Origin of the sequence: Cribrihabitans pelagius (assembly GCF_048820915.1) — a bacterium.
GTDB classification, from domain to species: domain Bacteria; phylum Pseudomonadota; class Alphaproteobacteria; order Rhodobacterales; family Rhodobacteraceae; genus Cribrihabitans_A; species Cribrihabitans_A pelagius.
The window spans coordinates 54,441-71,470 of record NZ_JBMERR010000014.1; the positions used below are offsets into that span (position 1 = coordinate 54,441).

Annotated in this window: 18 protein-coding genes and 2 pseudogenes; 5 read left to right on the forward strand and 15 right to left on the reverse strand. The window is 65.3% G+C overall.

Features of this window, described 5'->3' with window-relative positions; genetic code table 11:
• Positions 1 to 627, forward strand: a complete 627-nt coding sequence (locus tag ACOHX0_RS13455) for an Isoquinoline 1-oxidoreductase subunit (RefSeq protein ID WP_420677389.1) — start codon at positions 1 to 3, stop codon at positions 625 to 627.
• An 89-nt stretch (positions 628 to 716) separates the two neighbouring features.
• On the opposite strand, the gene ACOHX0_RS13460 is transcribed toward ACOHX0_RS13455, so the two are convergent.
• Positions 717 to 1,520, reverse strand: coding sequence for an MBL fold metallo-hydrolase (locus ACOHX0_RS13460; protein WP_420677390.1), 804 nt, complete (start codon positions 1,518 to 1,520; stop codon positions 717 to 719).
• Between the two features lie 98 nt (positions 1,521 to 1,618).
• Here ACOHX0_RS13460 and ACOHX0_RS13465 point away from each other — a divergent pair, with 98 nt between their 5' ends.
• Positions 1,619 to 2,551 (forward strand): GlxA family transcriptional regulator, encoded by a 933-nt coding sequence (locus ACOHX0_RS13465; RefSeq protein WP_420677392.1) that lies wholly within the window; start codon positions 1,619 to 1,621, stop codon positions 2,549 to 2,551.
• Here the strand turns inward: ACOHX0_RS13465 and ACOHX0_RS13470 are convergent.
• The 10 genes from ACOHX0_RS13470 to ACOHX0_RS13515 all read right to left on the reverse strand — a co-directional run bounded on the left by ACOHX0_RS13470 (position 2,520) and on the right by ACOHX0_RS13515 (position 10,223).
• Positions 2,520 to 3,242 (reverse strand): HAD family hydrolase, encoded by a 723-nt coding sequence (locus tag ACOHX0_RS13470; protein ID WP_420677394.1) that lies wholly within the window; start codon positions 3,240 to 3,242, stop codon positions 2,520 to 2,522. The two genes, ACOHX0_RS13465 and ACOHX0_RS13470, sit on opposite strands and share 32 nt — an antisense overlap.
• Before the next feature lie 87 nt (positions 3,243 to 3,329).
• On the reverse strand, positions 3,330 to 3,617 hold the full coding sequence (locus ACOHX0_RS13475) for a GNAT family N-acetyltransferase (RefSeq protein ID WP_420677396.1): 288 nt from the start codon (positions 3,615 to 3,617) through the stop codon (positions 3,330 to 3,332).
• An 11-nt stretch (positions 3,618 to 3,628) separates the two neighbouring features.
• Positions 3,629 to 4,285, reverse strand: a complete 657-nt coding sequence (locus tag ACOHX0_RS13480; protein ID WP_420677397.1) for a DsbA family oxidoreductase — start codon at positions 4,283 to 4,285, stop codon at positions 3,629 to 3,631.
• Positions 4,286 to 4,298: 13 nt separating this feature from the next.
• Complete coding sequence (locus ACOHX0_RS13485; protein WP_420677398.1) at positions 4,299 to 5,012, reverse strand: glutathione S-transferase family protein; 714 nt, start codon at positions 5,010 to 5,012, stop codon at positions 4,299 to 4,301.
• Positions 5,013 to 5,023: 11 nt separating this feature from the next.
• A complete protein-coding gene (locus ACOHX0_RS13490) occupies positions 5,024 to 6,940 on the reverse strand; it encodes a monovalent cation:proton antiporter-2 (CPA2) family protein (RefSeq protein ID WP_420677399.1) in 1,917 nt (638 codons plus the stop codon).
• Positions 6,940 to 7,554 (reverse strand): NAD(P)H-dependent oxidoreductase, encoded by a 615-nt coding sequence (locus ACOHX0_RS13495; protein WP_420677400.1) that lies wholly within the window; start codon positions 7,552 to 7,554, stop codon positions 6,940 to 6,942. The genes ACOHX0_RS13490 and ACOHX0_RS13495 overlap by 1 nt, the downstream gene beginning before the upstream one ends.
• A gap of 67 nt (positions 7,555 to 7,621) precedes the next feature.
• Entirely contained in the window at positions 7,622 to 8,338 is a 717-nt protein-coding gene (locus ACOHX0_RS13500; protein ID WP_420677401.1) for a glutathione S-transferase family protein, read from the reverse strand.
• Positions 8,339 to 8,396: 58 nt separating this feature from the next.
• A complete protein-coding gene (locus ACOHX0_RS13505; RefSeq protein WP_420677403.1) occupies positions 8,397 to 9,200 on the reverse strand; it encodes an SDR family oxidoreductase in 804 nt (267 codons plus the stop codon).
• A 15-nt stretch (positions 9,201 to 9,215) separates the two neighbouring features.
• The gene (locus ACOHX0_RS13510; RefSeq protein ID WP_420677404.1) at positions 9,216 to 9,569 is read right to left on the reverse strand and encodes a cupin domain-containing protein; all 354 of its coding nucleotides are present in this window, start codon (positions 9,567 to 9,569) and stop codon (positions 9,216 to 9,218) included.
• Between the two features lie 42 nt (positions 9,570 to 9,611).
• A complete protein-coding gene (locus ACOHX0_RS13515) occupies positions 9,612 to 10,223 on the reverse strand; it encodes an NAD(P)H-dependent oxidoreductase (protein ID WP_420677405.1) in 612 nt (203 codons plus the stop codon).
• A 305-nt stretch (positions 10,224 to 10,528) separates the two neighbouring features.
• On the opposite strand from ACOHX0_RS13515, the gene ACOHX0_RS13520 reads away from it, so the two are divergent.
• Positions 10,529 to 10,903, forward strand: a complete 375-nt coding sequence (locus ACOHX0_RS13520; RefSeq protein ID WP_420677406.1) for a winged helix-turn-helix transcriptional regulator — start codon at positions 10,529 to 10,531, stop codon at positions 10,901 to 10,903.
• Position 10,904: 1 nt separating this feature from the next.
• Positions 10,905 to 11,771: a halocarboxylic acid dehydrogenase DehI family protein gene (locus tag ACOHX0_RS13525; RefSeq protein WP_420677407.1), complete on the forward strand. Its 867-nt coding sequence runs from the start codon at positions 10,905 to 10,907 to the stop codon at positions 11,769 to 11,771.
• A gap of 629 nt (positions 11,772 to 12,400) precedes the next feature.
• On the opposite strand, the gene ACOHX0_RS13530 is transcribed toward ACOHX0_RS13525, so the two are convergent.
• From ACOHX0_RS13530 to ACOHX0_RS13545, 4 genes and pseudogenes are all read right to left on the reverse strand, one after another.
• Entirely contained in the window at positions 12,401 to 13,555 is a 1,155-nt protein-coding gene (locus ACOHX0_RS13530) for an ABC transporter permease (RefSeq protein ID WP_420677409.1), read from the reverse strand.
• 3 nt (positions 13,556 to 13,558) lie between these two features.
• Positions 13,559 to 14,776 (reverse strand): ABC transporter permease, encoded by a 1,218-nt coding sequence (locus ACOHX0_RS13535; protein ID WP_420677410.1) that lies wholly within the window; start codon positions 14,774 to 14,776, stop codon positions 13,559 to 13,561.
• Between the two features lie 5 nt (positions 14,777 to 14,781).
• A complete protein-coding gene (locus ACOHX0_RS13540; RefSeq protein ID WP_420677411.1) occupies positions 14,782 to 15,768 on the reverse strand; it encodes an HlyD family secretion protein in 987 nt (328 codons plus the stop codon).
• Between the two features lie 661 nt (positions 15,769 to 16,429).
• Positions 16,430 to 16,587, reverse strand: a pseudogene (locus ACOHX0_RS13545) (integrase core domain-containing protein); the annotation flags it as partial.
• A 132-nt stretch (positions 16,588 to 16,719) separates the two neighbouring features.
• On the opposite strand from ACOHX0_RS13545, the pseudogene ACOHX0_RS13550 reads away from it, so the two are divergent.
• Positions 16,720 to 16,995, forward strand: a pseudogene (locus tag ACOHX0_RS13550) (IS110 family transposase); the annotation flags it as partial.
• Positions 16,996 to 17,030 lie beyond the last annotated feature (35 nt).

Consider the following 17,030-nt stretch of genomic DNA (forward strand, 5'->3'; position numbering starts at 1 on the left):
ATGAAACAGCCCAATACCCGCCTCGCCGCGCTCACGATTGCCATCGTGCTGGCCAAGCTGCTGCCCGGCACCCCGGCGCTTGCCGGAGAGGTGAACGGCCTGAAAACCGCCGAAGCCTTCGAGAGCATCGAGCCTGCCGAAGCGCGCTCGGTTGCGATCTTCGAGGAGATGGCCAAGGTCATCACCCACCCGCGCTGCATGAACTGCCACCCGGTCAACACCGGGCCGCTGCAGGGCGACGAACAAAAGCCGCATTCTCCGCCGGTGCCGCGCACCGAGGACAACTTCGGCGTCGTCGCCATGCGCTGCACCACCTGCCACGGGGACGAGAACCAGCCCTTCCTCGGCGAAAGCGGCTCGGTGCCGGGCAACGGCCACTGGCAGCTGGCGCCGGTCAGCATGGGCTGGATCGGCCTGACGGTTCCGGAGATCTGCGCCCAGTTGAAGGACCCGGAACGCAACGGCGGCCGGTCGCTGGAAGAGGTCGCGCACCACATGGGCGATGACACGCTGGTCGGCTGGGCCTGGACCCCGGGCGAAGGCCGCACTCCGGCGCCCGGCACCTGGGAGGCCTTTGCCGAACTGGCTGAAAACTGGATCGAAACCGGCGCTGCCTGTCCCGGCTGAACGGGCGGCTTGCGCGAAAGATAAAACCGGCGGCCCCTTGCGGCCGCCGGTTTTCTGTTCAGACCATTGTCGAATTCGGAAGGGCCCGCTCAGAGCGGCACAAACCGCCAGGCATCGCCCTCGGCCTCGACCCGGCCCAGGCCCGGGAAGGGCAGATGGGTGGCGGCGATGGGCGTGCCCGACTGCGCCGCCTCCGCCAGCAGCGCCCGGCGGGTGGCAGCGGCTGCGGCCGCGTCGCTGTCGAGCGCGTAAGCCACGTCCGGCTCGGCAAAATGCACCGCGCCCGAGATCAGCGCATCGCCCGCGATCAGCAGCTCCTCGCCCCCGGATTGCAGGCGCAGCCCAATGTGGCCCGGGGTATGCCCCGGCAGCGGCCTCAGGCTCAGGCCTTCGCCCAGATCGGCGGCGCCCTCGTGCAGCACCACCCGGTCCGCAAAGGACGCGGCCACCGCCTGCACCATCTCGATCATCGGGCGCTGGTCCTCGGGCACCGCATCGGCCAGCCCCTTCTGGGTCCAGAACGCCCATTCGGGCTTCGAGACGTGAACCTTCGCCCCGGCAAACCCGCCGCCCATGAGCCCGCCCAGATGGTCGGCGTGCATATGGGTCAGCACGATGTCGGTGATCTCCTCTCCGGCGATCTGCGCCAGCGCCTTTCCGGTGGCCGGGAACCGCTGCTGCAGCGCCGCGCCGGAGCCGGTGTCCACCAGCAAGCGGCGGCTGCCGGCCTCGATCAGCCAGAGGTTGGCGCCGATGGTAAGCGGCGCGTTCAGCCGACTGGCCAGATCCTCGGACAGGCCGGAGAAATACTCCATCGGCAGATCGAAATGACCGTCATCGAACACGGTCAGCCGGATCCGGCCGACGGTGAGGCTGTGGGGGGTGTTTGGCATCGGGGCTCTCCATTGCTTGGTCCCGCACTGGTATGGCGCAGCGCCGCCGGGCCGGGTATTGTCGCGGGTGACAAAGTTTTTGCCGGTTACGCCAAGCCATGCCACCCGATCCCTCCGCCGAACCGCTGCCCGCCGTGATCCTGGCCTACCCCGGGGCAATGCCCTCGGCGGTGCTGGGGCTTGGCGACATCCTGGGCCACGCGGGGCTCGCCCCGCTGACCGTCCGCCAGCCTGATGACGCGCCCGAGCGCGCCCGCGCCGTGATCCTGCCGCCTTCCGCGCGCGAGGTTCATCCCACGGACGCACCCTGGGTCACCGGCTGGCTGGCGCAGCAATCCGCACGCGGCGCGCTGATCTGCTCGGCCTGCACCGGTCTGCACTGGATTGCCGCCGCCGGGATCGACCGGGGCCGTCCGGTCACCACCCACTGGGGGCTCGAGGCGCGGATGCGGGCGGCCTACCCCGGCCTGCAGCTCGATACCGGGCGGCTGGTGATCGAGCACACCGACCTGGTGACCGCGGGCGGGCTGATGGCCTGGATCGACCTGGCGCTGGTGATGATCGAGCGGCTGGCGGGGCGCGCCGCGATGCTGGACACGGCCCGGCATTTCATCATCGACCCGGGCCGCCGCGACCAGCGCCGCTTCCGCCGCTTCCTGCCGCCGATGGACCATGGCGATGCCCCCGTGCTGGCCGCGCAGCAGCGGATCGAGGCGCAGCTTGCCGAGCCGCTTCGCGCGAAGGAACTGGCCGCCGCGGTTGGCCTGTCGCTGCGCAGCCTGCAGCGGCGCTTCACCCGCGCCACCGGCCACAGCCTGACCGCCTACCAGCAGAACCTGCGGATCGAGCGCGCCCGCGATCTGCTCGCCGCGACCACCCGCAGCGTGGCGGAGATCGCGGCGGAGGTGGGCTATTCCGACCTGCCGGCCTTTCACCGGGTGTTCTCCCGCCAAGCAGGCATGACCCCCGGCCGCTTCCGCCGCACGCAGGGGAGCGCGCCTAGCCCCGCAGCGCCGCCGCCAGCTCCGTGATACTGTCCACCTCCAGGTCATAGGCGCCGGTTTCGCCCTGCGCGGGCGTCTCCGGGGGCTGGTCCCCCCATTCCCGCGGCCGCCGCACCAGCGCGGTGCGGAACCCCACCTGCCGCGCCGCGTCCAGGTCATATGGGTGGCAGGCCACCATCAGGCATTCCTCCGGGGCCAGCTGCAGCCGCCCCGCCGCCCGCCGGTAGGCTTCTGGCAGCAGCTTGTAGAGGCCGAGCCCCTCGCAGGACAGCACCGCGTCCCAGACCAGGCCGTTCCGGCGCGAGCTGTCGATGATCAGCCGGTAGGACAGCAGCGAGAACGACGCGACGATGCGGTCCCGGCGCAGCGCCGCCAGCCCTTCCCGCACGTCCGGCCAGGCGTCAAAACCATGCGGCGCCTCCCAGGCAATCGCGCGCCGGTCCTGCGCGTCAAAAGCCTCCAGCCCTTCGGCTTCCAGAAGCGCCTCCAGGCAGAAGTGGTGCGCCTCGTCGAAATTGTACTCCGGCGGGCCGTTTTCGCCGAGGTTCAGCATCGCCTGCATCGACCGCCGCCGCAGATCATTGGCCAGCGCCGCCCAGTCCCGGCGGATCCCGTGGCGCTGCCCTGCCGCGGCGAATGCATCGCGAAAGCCGCTGTGCCAGTCCAGCACGGTACCGCCGGTGTCGTAGGTCAATGCCTTGATTTCCTTCAGATTCATCCATCTCCTCCCATAAACGCATATTCGCATGCCGACGCATTGGCCGGGGACAGACCCAAGTATCCAATTGCCCTGCGGAGGCAACTGCTAGAGCACGTCCTGCCAGTCCGGATGGCGGGCGATCTGGGCCTTGGCGAAGGGGCACAGCGGCACGATCTTGCGGCCCTCGGCGCGTGCATCCTCGACGCCGCGCTGCACCAGCGCCCGGCCCGCGCCGCGCCCCTTCAGCGCCTCCGGCACCTCGGTATGGTCGATGATGATCGAGGCGGTGCCCAGTCGCGAATAAGTCATCACCGCCTCATGCCCGTCCAAACGCAACACATAGCGGCCCTTGCTCTCGCCCTCCGCGCGGCGGATATCGAATGCTTCGCTCATAGCGCCCTCCCTCAGGCTGCCTGCGCGGCCTTCAGCTGGCGCAGGATACCGGCGTAATTCTCTTCTCCTTGCGCGCCGCTGACCAGATGCTGGCGCTCAAAGATCATCGCGGGCACGCCCCGCACCCCGCGGCTGGGCCAGAACTGCTCCTTGGCGCGCACCTGTTCGGCGCGTTCGCCGCTGTCCAGCATGGCGCGGGCGGCATCGCCGTCCAGTCCCGTGGCCGCGGCCACCCCGGCCAGCACATCGATGCTGGAGACATCCGCGCGCCGGGAAAAGAAAGCCGCAAACAGCGCCAGCTTGACCTCATGCGCCTTGCCCTGCTCCTCTGCCCAGCCGATCAGCTGATGGGCACGGAAAGTGTTATACATGCGCATGTCGTCAGCGTAGTTGAAGGTGAACCCCAGCGCCGCGCCCATCTCCGTCAACCGCGCCCGCGCCTGGCGCGACCCCTCCGGCGTAGTGCCGTATTTCGCGGCCAAGTGCTCACGCAGGTTCTCCCCCTCCGGCGCCATCTGCGGGTTCAGTTCGAACGGGTGCCAGTGGATGTCCACTTCGATGCCGGTCTCGCGCACCGCCTTGGCCAGCTGGTAATAGCCGATGGCGCACCAGGGACAGACGACATCAGAGACGATATCGACGCGGATCGGAGGGGTGTCTGCGGTCATGGGCTCACTCCTTTTAATCGGCGGCGTAATTGGCCGCATTGGCGGCCGCCGCGGCTTCGGTGTCGCCTGCGCCAAAGACAGCAGGCCGCGGTTTCGGCAGCTGCAGCGCTGCCTGGGTGGCAGGCCGCGCATCAAGGCGCGCGAACCAGGCGTTCAGATGGTCGAGACCGGAGACGTCCACCCCGGCCCAGAAGTGGGACCGCGCCCAGGGGTAAGTGGCGATATCGGCAATCGACATCTCCTCCCCCACCAGCCAGTCCCGCCCCTTTAGACGGCCGTCGAGCACCTCCAGCAGGCGGCGGGTCTCCTCCACGTAGCGCTTGATGGCAAAGGGGTCGTCATGGCCGTTGGGCCGGGCGATGCGCTGGAAATACATCGCCTGCCCCATCATCGGCCCGATGCCGCCCATCTGGAACATCAGCCATTGATGCGTCTGCGAGCGCTCTTTGGGATCGGCGCTCAGGAAGCGGCCGTATTTCTCCGCCAGATACCACAGGATCGCGCCGCTTTCGAAGACCGCGAAGTCATCGTTGCCGCGGTCGACGATGGTGGGGATGCGGCCGTTCGGGTTGAGCTTCAGATACTCCGGCGCCTTCTGTTCCTTCCTAGCGAAATCCACTGCCGCCAGCTCGTAGGGGATGCCCGCCTCGTGCAGGAAGATCAGCGGCTTCCAGCCGTTCATCGTCGGCGCCGTATAGAGCAGGATGTCAGGTCTGCTGTCACTCATCGCGGTCTTCCTCACAGGTTTGCATCGCCCTTGGGCGGAGGTGTCCAGCCGCGTTCCGAGCGGTCGTGGCGGTCCAGCCGGTCGGCGGTCATCAGCTTGAACAGGGTTTGCGACTGCGCCCGCATCGCGTCGAGATACCCGGCCGAGACCCCTTCGGCGTTCCAGGTCTCCCGCAGCCCGTCCAGCGCCTCGCGGTCGTGGGCGCGGAAGATGCGGCTTGCGGTCTCGGCTTGGAAGGGGTGGCAGCCGATGGCGGTCAGCGCATCGCGGCCCATCGCCAGCGCGCTCTCGAAGGTCTCCCGCTGGACCAGATGGGCGCCCGCCTGCTCCAGTTCGTAGACGTGGTGCCGGTCGTGGGCGCGGGCGTGGATGATCACCCCGGGATAGGTCTTGGCGACATGATGCACCAGCTCGGTCTGCTTCTCCCGGTCATCCAGCGCGGCGACAAACAGCCGGGCGTTCTCCAGCCCGGCGCTGTGCAGCAGGTCCGGGCGGGTGGCATCGCCGTAATAGGCGCGGAAGCCGATCCGCGACAGGTTCCCGATGGTGTCGGGATCGTGGTCCAGCACCGTCACCTTGTGGCCGTTGGTGACCAGCATCCGCGTGATGATCTGGCCAACCCGGCCGATGCCCGCCACCACGATGCTGCCCGCCTCGTCGATCCCGTCCGCCGCGCGGTCTTCTGTCCGCACCGCACGCGGCGCCAGTACCTTCTCGTATAAAATGAACAGCAGCGGCGTCAGCAGCATGGTCAGCGCCACCACCAGTGTCATCGGCTTGACCACCTCTGCCCCCAGGATACCGGCCCCGGCGGCAAAGCCGAACAGGACAAAGGCGAACTCTCCCGCCTGCGCGAGCCCCAGGGTGGCCAGCCAGCGGTCGGCGCCGCGCAGCCCGAAGCCGGTGGCCAGCACGTAGAGCAGCCCCGCCTTGACCGCCATCAGCGCAACCGTGAGCCCCACGAGGCCGAAGGGGTTGGACAGCAGCAGCCCGAAGTCGATGCCCGCCCCGACGGTGATGAAGAACAGGCCCAGAAGCAGCCCCTTGAAGGGTTCGATGTCGCTCTCCAACTCGTGCCGGTATTCGCTGTCCGACAGCACCACGCCGGCCAGGAATGTGCCAAGCGCGGGGGACAGACCGACGTAATTCATCAACAGTGCAATGCCGATCACCAGCATCAGCGCGGCGGCGGTGAAGATCTCGCGCAGGCGGGCCTCGGCGATGAAGCGGAAGACCGGCCGGATCACCGTCCGCCCCGCCACGACGATGCCCGCAATGATGATCAGCACCGCCGCCGCCTGCACCCAGTCGGGCAGCGTGTCGAACAGCGTCGGCGCGCCGTGGCCGTGCCCGTGCGTATCCGCCGCGGGCGCGCCATGGCCCGCATCGCCAAGCCCGTCATCTCCGCCCGCCGCCGCGTTCACCGCCAGCAGCGGCATCAGCGCCAGCATCGGGATCACTGCGATGTCCTGCGTCAGCAGCACGGAAAAGGCGCTCTTGCCGCCCGTTGTCGGCATCAGCCCCTTTTCGCCCAGCGTCTGCAGCACGATCGCGGTGGAGGACAGCGCCAGGATCATCCCCAGCGCCAGGGCCGCCTGCCAGGCCAGGCCAAAGGCCAGCGCTGCCGCGGCGATCAGCGCGGCGGTGCCCAGCACCTGCAGGCCGCCCAGCCCGAGAAGCTGCGCCCGCATCCGCCACAGCATTGCGGGCTGCAGTTCCAGGCCGACCAGGAACAGCATCATCACCACGCCGAACTCGGCAAAATGCTGGATGTCGGCGGTCTCGCCGCCGACGATGCCCAGAACCGGGCCGATCACCACCCCGGCGATCAGATAGCCGAGGACGGAGCCGAGGCCGAGACGCTTGGCCAGCGGCACCGCCAGGACGGCAGCGGCGAGATAGACAAAACCGGCAGCGAGCAGTTCCATTACACGGCCTCCAGCTTGGCGGCCCCTGCCGCCGCGATCCCGTTCAGCGTCAGCGCCGCACGTGCCGCCGCGATGTCCAGCGTATCGTCGCGCAGCGCCTGCAGCAGCGCCCGCCATTCGGCGAGGTGGGACTTGTCCCGCCCCTCGTCCACCGCACGCCCCGCGCCGAACAGCACGAAGGGTGCCAGGTAGCGCATCCGGCACAGATCAGCGGTTTTCTCGAACGGCATCAGCAAGTCACGAAGATGCGCGCCATTTGCACCGTCGGGTGTGTAGACCTCGGCGGCGGCCCCGCAGGTGACTGCGTTGAAGGTCACCTTGCCGTCAAGCGCGTGGCCCGACTGGCCATAGGCAAAGCCGTGCTCCAGCACCAGGTCCTGCCATTCCTTCAGCAAGGCCGGCGCGGAATACCAGAACACCGGGTGCAGGAATACGATGGCGTCATGTTCGGTGAGCCGCTGCTGCTCGCGGTCGGTATCGATGCCGAACGACGGGTATTCGCCGTAGAGATCGACGCAGGTGAGGCCCTCGATCGCCTGCGCGGCCCTGAACATCGGCGCGTTGATCTCCGAGCGGCCGGGCCGCGGATGCGCCAGGTATACCAGTGTCTTCATGCCATCGCTCCTTCCCGGCAATCGGCCCCGCGGGCGGCGGCGCTGCGCACGCCCCGCCCTGCAAGGCTCACGCCTTCTTCACATCGCCCGCAAACCGCGCCGCGTTTTCCTTCAGGAAGGCCTCCGCATCCGCGTTTTCGTCCCAGAACTGAGGCTGCGCCTTGGGGATGGTCAGCGCCTTCTGCACCGCCGGGCGCGCGTCGATGCGGTCGAACCAGGCCTTCAGGTGCGGCAAGTCGTCAACCTCGACCCGCGCCCAAGGGTAGGCCCGCGCCCAGGGGTAGATCATCATGTCGGCGATGGAATATTCGCCCGCGATATAGCCGCGTCCCTCAAGGCGCGTGTTCAGCACTTCCATCAGGCGGCGGGATTCATCCACGTAGCGCTTGATCGAGAACGGCTCCTCCTGCCCGTTCGGCGCCGCGATGCGCTGGAAATACATCGCCTGCCCCATCATCGGGCCGACGTGACCCACCTGGAAGAACAGCCACTGCAGCGTTTCCGACCGGGTAACCGGATCGTCCGACAGGAACCGGCCGTATTTCTCCGCCAGGTGCCACAGGATCGCCCCGGACTCGAAGACCGCCCGGCCCTCGGCGCGGTCATAGATCGTGGGGATCTTGCCGTTGGGGTTGAGCTCGAGGTACTCCGGCGCCTTCTGCTCCTGGCGGGCAAAGTCGATCGAGGTCAGGTCGTAGGGCACCCCGGCTTCCTCCAGGAAGATGACCGGCTTGTAGCCGTTCATCGTGGCCGCGGTATAAAGGTGAATATCCGGTTTGCTCATGATTGTCTCCTGAGGGCGAGTGTCCGGGCCCGCGCGTTGCCGCGCAGGCCCGATGGGTTCAGATTTCCAGCGTCCAGTGTTTTTGCTGGTAATCCAGCACGGCCTGGATCGCCTCTTCCGGGAAAACAGTGCGGAACTTGTGGTGATCCGCTGCGATGACCTCGGCCATCTTGTCGATCATCGGCTGCGGATCCATCTGCAGGCCGTCGCCTGCAAACAGGTCGCGGACCTTGCGGATCGCTTCCGGCGGCGTAATGCTCTTTTCCGGATCGTACCACTCGTCCATCTTGTCATACATCCGGTCGTTGAACCCGGTCCGGTACGCGCCCGGGTTGAGGGTCGCAACCTGGACACCCATCGGTTCAAGCTCTTCCCGCATCAGTTCGGCGATGGCCTCCAGCGCGTGTTTGGACGCGGTATAGGGGGCCAGATACGGGAAGGTCAGGAACCCGGCGATCGACGAGACGAACACCACCTTGCCGCGCCCGCGGCGGGCAAAGGCCTGCGCATAGGGCTGTACGAACTCGACGGTTGAGAACACGTTGGTCTCGAACACATTCCGGATGCGGTCGACGTCAACCTCGGCAATCGGGCCGGTATCGCCGATGGCGGCGTTTGCCACCACGACATCCACCTCGGCGCCAAAGCGGTCGAAGGCGGCCTGACGGTCCTCCGCACTGGTAATGTCCAGCTTGACGGTTTCCAGCGCTAGGCCCAGCTCAGCCGCTTCTGCCTTGAGCGTTTCCGCCCCTTTTGCGCCGTGGGTCGTCGCAATCACGCGATGACCCTGCTTCGCCAGTTCGAAGGCCGCACCCTTGCCAAGCCCGGAGCCGGCACCAGTGATCAGAATAGTCTTGCTCATCTGCCGTTCCTCGCCTCAGTCGTGCGGTTCCAAGTCATTGTCCAGACGCTCGAAAAGCACGGCCTCAACCGTGGTGGCTCCGACATTGCTGACCTGATGCATCCAGGGTCCGTTGTGCATGAAGTCGCCATCAGCCACCTCTTTCTCGACGATCGAGCCGTCTTCGAGCTTGATGGACAGCGTGCCGCCCTTGATGAAGTAGACGATCTCCTCGGGGTGGCGGTGCGGCTCATCCGTCGCACCCGGCGGCATCTTCATGCGGACCAGACGCGTAATTCCGGTGTTCACCAGCTCTTCATACATGTCGGGCGACGCCTCGTCGGCCAGCGGAGCACGCTGGCCTTCGGTGATCAGGGGAGAGTTGCTCATCTCATGAGCCTCCTTTTCTGGAATGAGTTCCACAGGCGCAGATCAGGCCACTTCCGATACGGAATTGGCACCAAAGACACGGCCCAGATGCGCGTCGAAACGGGCGAAGTCGGCCTCGGGCTCGGCGTTCTTCATCACGTCGAAAGCGCCGAAGGTGGGCAGCGGCGCCATGCCGAAGAACTTCGCGTTCAGATGCACCGGACGCAGCAGATCGTCGAGCGACGCGCCTTCGAAGAACGGCTCGGACGGGTCGTCAAAGGCCTCGGCCGGCGCGTTCAGCGTGACGGACAGCATGTAGGTGGTGCCGGTCAGCGAGCCGCCCATGCCGTAGTTCTCTTTCGGGGCTTCGGCGACGCGGCCATCGCCATTGGTCAGGCGGCCGTCCATGCCGGCGGTGTAGACCTCGTCCATGTACTTCTTGAACGACCACGGAACCCCCATCCAGTTCACCGGGAACTGCATGATGACGATGTCGGCCCATTGATGGCTGGCGATCTCCTGCTCGACATCATAGCCCTCGGAGACCTTGGTCACACGCACGTCGTGGCCTGCCTTCTCCAGATATGCGGCAGCGCGTTCGACGAAGGCTGCGTTCAGTTCACCCTTGGCAAAGGGATAGGGCTGGTGGCCGTTGAGGATCAGAATATTGCTCATGGTGTCTTCCTTGCGATTGCCTGCGGCGCGGCGGGATCGGCCGCTGCACAGCGAGCAATCTGGACACAACGAAACATTTCGCAACTAGTATACTTTTGGTAACCTTGAGATCATGCCACCCGCGACGCCTGCGCCCTGCACGGACGGGACCCGCTAGAGCCCCGAAACTGAAGGAGAAACCGGCACCCGGGAAGGCCGCGTTGACAACTGCAAGAAATTCATGAAGGGTGGCGGAAGGAAACGAAAAGTCACCTGATCACTTTTCCTGTCTCCCGAATCCTCTTCGAAACCTCATGGAGGCAATGATGCGCGCTCGCGTGGAAGAAGACGAAAAAGGCCGCCGCAACGCCTATGACGCCTGTTTTGAACCCTGCGCCATCGAGCGGGGTATGCGGATCATCGGCGGCAAGTGGACCGGGTCCATCCTGTGGCATCTGAAGGACGAGCCGGTGCGGTTCAACGATCTCGCCCGGATGATCGGCGGCGCCAGTAAGAAGATGATCACCGAACGCCTGCGCCAGCTGGAATCGCAGGGGCTGGTGACCCGGCAGGTGCTGGATACCGCGCCGGTCTCGGTGCAATACCAGATCACCGATCTGGGCCGCACCGCGCTTGGGTTCCTGGACGAGCTGCGCAAGTGGAGCGAAGGGCTGCCCGCAAGCGTGACGGCGGAGGCCTGAGATGCTGGCCCGGCTGAAACCCTCCCCGCTGCCGTCCATCCAGCCCGTGCCGGAGCGCGCCGCAACCGGCGAGCTCGCCGATGTCTACGCCCGCACCAAGCGCGGGCTTGGTGTGCCGTGGATGGGGGTCGTGGCGATGGCCTTCGCCCGCTACCCGGGCTTCTACAGGACGCTCTGGCAGGCCCTGGAGCCGGTGGCCGCGAGCGAGGCCTTTGCCGCCGCCTGCCGGGACCTGCGCAGCTTTGCGGAGACGCGGGCCGGTGCGTTCTCCCCGCCTGCCATCGGGCCGCGGCTCGCGGAGGCGGGCTATGACGCGGCCGAGCTGGACCAGATCACTGCCTGCAACGAGGTCTTCTCGGCCGGGAACATGCCCTATCTGCTGATGGCGTCGCTGGCCCGCGCGCTTTTGGAGGGCCAGGCCTGGACCGCGCAGGGCGAGGCCGCGTCCCGGTCCGCTCAGCCATCCGCCGGGGCGCATCCGGTGCTGATGGAGGCCCATCACGCCAGCCCGGACACCGCCGCGCTCTATGCGGACCTCCGCGAGACGCTCGGCCTGCCCTTCGTGAACACCGACTACCGCGCCTTTGCCCGCTGGCCGAGCTATTTCGCGGCGGCCTGGGGAGACCTGAAGCCGGTGATCCTCTCCGGCCGCTACGAACCCGCGGTGCAGGACATTCACGAACGCGCAGTGGAGCTGGCGCTGGCACTGCCCAATGCCACCGGCCTCACGCCGGACGCGCTGACAGAGGCCGTGTCAGAGGATGCCGACCCTCAGGAGGTCCTCGCCGTCGTGCGCCTGTTCCAGTGGCTGCTGCCGGGGCTCGCCTTCAACGTCGCCTTCCTGCGCGCCCAGCTGGTGAGCGTTTAGGCCCTCTGGCTCAGAGCCGGGCCTCGACCTCGGCATTGAACCGGTGCAGCGCGCCCTCGTAGCGGCCGAAGGTCAGCGCCGCGTTGGCGCCGCTGGCAAGCCCCTCCTGCACCGGCGTCGTCTCAATCCCTCGGCGCTAGCGTCGCCAGGCGGATGGCTTAGCGTTGCTGCCGTTCAATCTAACAGGCCGCTGAATTGGCCAGGCCAGCGGGACGCCGTTTTCCCTGCTGGATTGAGGTCCCTCCTAGATCTTCCGGATTGGGTGGCTGGAGGCAGGCCTGTGGCGGTCTCATCCAGCCTCATGCCGCCAGCAATCTTAGCCAGCCATTCGCCTCCGCGATCCGCATGCGGTTTTTCCGGGACAAGGCGCAGCCTTCGTGCCGGGTTGTGCGCCCGTTGATTGCTGAATGCCGCGCCTACCTGGCGACGTGCGGGGATGCGGGCGTCAAGATCGACGTAGCTACAAAGCGATCCACGCGCCTCGTTTGTCCCCTGCATCATTCCCCACCGCCACTATCGTGCGGAGGGTGAAGCGTGTTCCGCAGGCCGCGTCTAAAGCCGGCTTCTTCAGCGGCCTGTTACGGGGCTGTCATCGAGGGCCTTAATGGTTAATCTCATTGAGACATGGGCTAGGGAATACGGTCAATGTGTTTCGTTGCTTTGCCTGAGTTCAGCCGCATGGCAGGAGCCGCCAGCACCGCGTAGCCCGCGGCGAGGATCCACAGGGTCCGGACCTGCCCGGTGACATCCGACAGGTCCGCGCCCATCTGGTTGACGCGCACTGCGGCGTCGATGCCGGATGTCGAGGGGATCAGGAGGGCCAGCGACTGAAAGAGCTCGGGCATCGCTTCACTCGGCCATGCGATGCCGGACATGAAAAACAGCGGCAATCCGAGCAGACTGCAAACAAGCTGGACGATCATGGCATCCCGCAGAAGCGCTGCAAGGAACAGGCCAAGCGCCGAGGCGGCTAGGCTGAACGGGATCGCGATCGCGAGGCTCGACCAGATATCGCCGATGCGCGGAATGTTATAGACGTAGGGGATGATGATCGTGGCCACGAGGTATAGGAACACGCCGGGGATCACGTAGGAGATTAACTTGCCGACGGTGGCCACGATCGGCGGGGCACTGACCCTTGGGGCTTCTGAAGGCAGGGTGTTCAGCAGGCCGACCCCCATCAAAAGAAGCTGCTGAACGATCAACAGAAAGACGGCCGGAACGACATAGCTGGCATAGCCGCCCTCGGGGTTGAACAGCGGGATCATGTTGATGCGCATTGGTGAAGCCACCGCGAGCGCCTCATCCGGGTTCATCCCGTCGGCGGCAAGCTGTCCGATCACCACGTTCGTCCCGAGCCGTTGAATGGCGGTGCCGATGGCCGATCGCAGCTTAGAAAAGATGAGGAAATAGCTGGCGTCTCCGTAAAAAGCGACCGCCGCCTGCCGTCCGCTCAACACCTCGCGTTCGAAATGCTGCGGAATGAAAAGATAGCCCGAGATCCTGCGCTCGAAGACGGCGCGCTCGGCCGAGGCCACATCGGGCAGCTTCATGACGACACGGGCGTTCTGCGACACGTCCACGTCGCGGGTGAGCTGCCGCGAGGAGGTCGTGTCGTCCCGGTCCACCACCGCGACCGCGACTTCTCGCAAGACCTCGGAACTGTAGGGTTGCGGATAATAAAGCCCGAGAATTGCAATTGCGATGAAGAAGATTGCGAAGATGCGGCCGTTGGTGACGAGGTTGTCCAGTTCGCCACGCACAACAGAAAAAAAGGTTGTCATGGACTACACCTCCGGCGCCGCTGCTTGACCCGGCGGTTGCGTGCCCGCAGTGGCCGCTTTCCGTCTGATCCGCACGAGGATGAAAAGGAGGATCGACACTGCGACCGCGAGATAGACAAACTGGTGATGCAGGATCGCAAGCGACACGTCCACTGGCCCCCCTCTCACAGTCTGGTCGATCCGCAATGAAACGTAAGGAGTCGCCGGAAAGATGTTGCCCCACCAGATCGAGAAGGCGTTCATCGCCTCGCGCGGGAACGAGACCCCGAGATAGCCGAACGAGGGAGAGACCGTCAGTGCCAGGACTGACAGCGCCGGCGGTGGCGCCCCGATAAAAAGCGCGGCAAGCGCTCCCAGGATTTGACAGGAAAGAAGAAAGACCAGCGCCGACAGAGCCAGGAGCCAGCCCGAGCCGTCGAGGGGCAGCCCGAAATACCCGAACATGATAATGTCGCACACAGCGTGAACCAGGCAAGCGACGATCGTCAGTGGCAAGAGCTTGCCCAGGACGGCCGGCACGATGCCGCCGCCCAGACGGCGCAGGATTCTCAGGCTGTGGGGCGTTTCGACGTCCAGCGCAACGCTGTAGCAGGTCGCGAGCGACGTCGTCAGTTGCAAAACCGCGACCACAAGTGCGGCGAGCAGGAAGTGGCTGTAATCGAGTGCGGGATTGAACAGGCCATGGGCGTCCATCGCAACCGGCTGAACGGCAATCGCCGCCTGATCTGCGGTCATGCCGCGTGCCATGCGCGACGCCGCCTGAACCTGCGCCGCGATCGAAGGCAGGGCCGACGACACGCCGCGCGCCGAGTGGTTGCCGGCAACCATCATCTGCGTGTTGTAGAAAAACGTGATCTCGGGCCGGCGGCCAGCCATGGCGTCGCGCGTGAAGTTTTCCGGAACCAAGAGCAGTCCCTGGTAGCTGCCGGAAAGTATCCCGCGCTTCGCTTCCTCCAGATCGACAACTTTCGTCTTGATCCGGATGTCCGGCGCGGCATCGACGAGATGCACAAGCTGGCGAGAGCCGGGGCTGTCATCCTGATCGAGCACGGCGATGGGAAGTTCCGTCGCGATGCCGCGCGCATAGACGCTCGCCAGGATCAAGAACATCGCAATCGGGATGATGCTTGCGAGCAGGACCAGAAACGGACGGCGGATGAGCCACCGGACTTCGCGCCTGAAGACGAGCCAGAATCCGGGTCGGACGGTTTTCCTCCTCATCGGCCTTAGCGTTCCGTCACCGGGACGCTCACGACCGCGCTCATCCCGGGCCGCAACCCTTCCACCGGCTCGACGGGCTTGCCGCGAATTTCAAATGTGCGCAAGTCGAAATCGCCCGTCGCACGCGTGGCGCGCCACGCCGCGAACTGCCCCAGCACGTTCATCAAGGTAACGCGCGCCTCGACCTCCCTGTCGGCCAGGGCTGGCACCCGCACCGTGCGGACGTCGCCGATCTCGATGCCTTCGAGAAGATCTTCGCGCACATTGAACGTGAACCACAGATCATTCATATCGACGAGAGAGATCAGGGGGGCGCCCGGACTGAAGTTCTCGCCGATCTCGGCGACGCGCGTTGTCACGAGGCCGCCGACGGGTGCCTTGACCGAAAGCTCGCTGATCTGCGCTTGCACGGACTGCAGGGCCGCCTCGGCCTCTTCGACCCTCGCCCGGGCCAGTTGCCGATCCGCCTCGCTCGCCCCTTCTTTCGTCAGCTGCAGCGTCGCTTGCGCAACGTCCCGCCGCTTCAGGGCGGAGTCGCGATTGCGCACTGCAACATCCAGCTGAGCTTGGGAGAAGGCGGGGGAATCGCGCAGCCTCTGCAAGCGTCCCAGTTCGTGCTCTCTCAGTCCCAGCTCGGCCTCGGCGGCTTCAAGCTCCGCCTGCCGCGCGGCCACTTCCTCATCGCGCACGGTGATGATGCGCTCATAGTCGGCCCTGGCAACTTCGACGGTTGCCTTGCGAGTCTGCAGTGACGCCTGGAGTTCCGGAGATTCCAGCATCACCAGCAAATCGCCCTTCTCGACGGTGTCGCCGACATCTGCACCCAATTCCACGACGCGGCCGGAAACCCGCGCAGAGACATCGTAGCGATCGGCGGACACCTCTCCCTGGAGAATGATCGGATCGGGGCGTGTGGCGAACCACACCCCGAGACCGGCGATCGCCAACACGCCGATAAGGACAGTGAATTTCTTATTTGACGTACCTGCCATTGCTTCGCCTTCGCTATTTCAGCTCTGAACCCATTTCAGGAAAGTTGATCGTCAAACGGGTCTCGGCCATCCCGAACCCAAGGATAGGGCAGGCCGTCGATACGCGACTCAGAGCGATGATTTTCATCCAACCCGATTGAGCATTCTGCAGCAGTAGGTCGCGGCGCCCCTGGCCGCATGTCGAAGAGACAGGGCTGATGATCACTGTATATAAAGCTTCGGCTCATGATTTCGTGCGGGATCATATGGTGTCACTCCGCGTTTCCTGCTTAAGTCGCGTACCTGCGAATACCTGGTACGAAATTCAACCAGTATACTTTTGGTAACCTGACGGTTGCGCAAGAAACTACGCACAGAGCGGCTTCAGCAAATGAGCGGCAACAGTTCGTGCGGCGCGGGGTGGTCGGCGTGATCAGCGCCATCCGAGTGGTCCAGCTTGGGTGTCAGCAGGCTGCTGTTGTAATGAACTTGCCCCCAATGCTGGACCACGGGCCTGAGCGTTTTTCCGTTTTCTATGCCATTGGGTGGCAGGTGGCCCCATTAGATTTCGTGAACTCTGCCGGTGTTACGTTGCGACTGAGCTGTGCAGCCATTGATTGCAGTGCTCATGGCGGTACATCTCACATTCTAACCGGGCGTCCTCGACCGGCAAGAACCGCTACTGGTCAATGCGCTCTGCCCGCACCTTCCCGTTGAACGTCTCCGCAAAGGCGTTGTCTGTCGGCTTCCCTGGCCGGCTGAAGTCCAGCTCGACTTTGTTCAGATAAGCTCGTTCAGATAAGCCCACTGGTCCAGCGGCCGCCCTGCGAACTTAGAGCCGTAGCACGTCGGGAAGATTAGCCGCTGAGAGGTTATGGCCACGCGCGCAGACCTCAGTTCGCGCGTGGCCATAACCGAGGCTCGGGTCTCAACAGTGGTTTTGGGTAAACCACACCGTTGAGGAAACCGGCTATGACCGCCACCTATTCTACTGCGTCGGCGCTACTGGCCGCCATCGACATTTCCAAACACTGCCACGGTGTTCTGATCGGGGCTCCCGGCAAGAAGCGCCTCCGCCGCATGACCATCACCAATACTCCGGATGACTTCGGGCGTTTGGTGGCGGCTCTTTCCGGTTGCGGCCTGCCGGTTGGGATCGGGTTCGAAGCAACTGGCAACTATCATCGGGCACTGGCACATTATCTCGGCCAGGCGGGGTTCGAGCTGAAGCGCTTCTTCGGCATCGGTACACTCCTCTCGTGCCAGAAATGCACCCAAAATTT

Bases quoted from the DNA above. Each gene is read 5' to 3' on its own strand.
- ACOHX0_RS13455 (WP_420677389.1), top strand. From the start codon at position 1: ATGAAACAGCCCAATACCCGCCTCGCCGCGCTCACGATTGCCATCGTG.
- ACOHX0_RS13460 (WP_420677390.1), bottom strand. From the start codon at position 1,520: ATGCCAAACACCCCCCACAGCCTCACCGTCGGCCGGATCCGGCTGACC.
- ACOHX0_RS13465 (WP_420677392.1), top strand. From the start codon at position 1,619: ATGCCACCCGATCCCTCCGCCGAACCGCTGCCCGCCGTGATCCTGGCC.
- ACOHX0_RS13470 (WP_420677394.1), bottom strand. From the start codon at position 3,242: ATGAATCTGAAGGAAATCAAGGCATTGACCTACGACACCGGCGGTACC.
- ACOHX0_RS13475 (WP_420677396.1), bottom strand. From the start codon at position 3,617: ATGAGCGAAGCATTCGATATCCGCCGCGCGGAGGGCGAGAGCAAGGGC.
- ACOHX0_RS13480 (WP_420677397.1), bottom strand. From the start codon at position 4,285: ATGACCGCAGACACCCCTCCGATCCGCGTCGATATCGTCTCTGATGTC.
- ACOHX0_RS13485 (WP_420677398.1), bottom strand. From the start codon at position 5,012: ATGAGTGACAGCAGACCTGACATCCTGCTCTATACGGCGCCGACGATG.
- ACOHX0_RS13490 (WP_420677399.1), bottom strand. From the start codon at position 6,940: ATGGAACTGCTCGCTGCCGGTTTTGTCTATCTCGCCGCTGCCGTCCTG.
- ACOHX0_RS13495 (WP_420677400.1), bottom strand. From the start codon at position 7,554: ATGAAGACACTGGTATACCTGGCGCATCCGCGGCCCGGCCGCTCGGAG.
- ACOHX0_RS13500 (WP_420677401.1), bottom strand. From the start codon at position 8,338: ATGAGCAAACCGGATATTCACCTTTATACCGCGGCCACGATGAACGGC.
- ACOHX0_RS13505 (WP_420677403.1), bottom strand. From the start codon at position 9,200: ATGAGCAAGACTATTCTGATCACTGGTGCCGGCTCCGGGCTTGGCAAG.
- ACOHX0_RS13510 (WP_420677404.1), bottom strand. From the start codon at position 9,569: ATGAGCAACTCTCCCCTGATCACCGAAGGCCAGCGTGCTCCGCTGGCC.
- ACOHX0_RS13515 (WP_420677405.1), bottom strand. From the start codon at position 10,223: ATGAGCAATATTCTGATCCTCAACGGCCACCAGCCCTATCCCTTTGCC.
- ACOHX0_RS13520 (WP_420677406.1), top strand. From the start codon at position 10,529: ATGCGCGCTCGCGTGGAAGAAGACGAAAAAGGCCGCCGCAACGCCTAT.
- ACOHX0_RS13525 (WP_420677407.1), top strand. From the start codon at position 10,905: ATGCTGGCCCGGCTGAAACCCTCCCCGCTGCCGTCCATCCAGCCCGTG.
- ACOHX0_RS13530 (WP_420677409.1), bottom strand. From the start codon at position 13,555: ATGACAACCTTTTTTTCTGTTGTGCGTGGCGAACTGGACAACCTCGTC.
- ACOHX0_RS13535 (WP_420677410.1), bottom strand. From the start codon at position 14,776: ATGAGGAGGAAAACCGTCCGACCCGGATTCTGGCTCGTCTTCAGGCGC.
- ACOHX0_RS13540 (WP_420677411.1), bottom strand. From the start codon at position 15,768: ATGGCAGGTACGTCAAATAAGAAATTCACTGTCCTTATCGGCGTGTTG.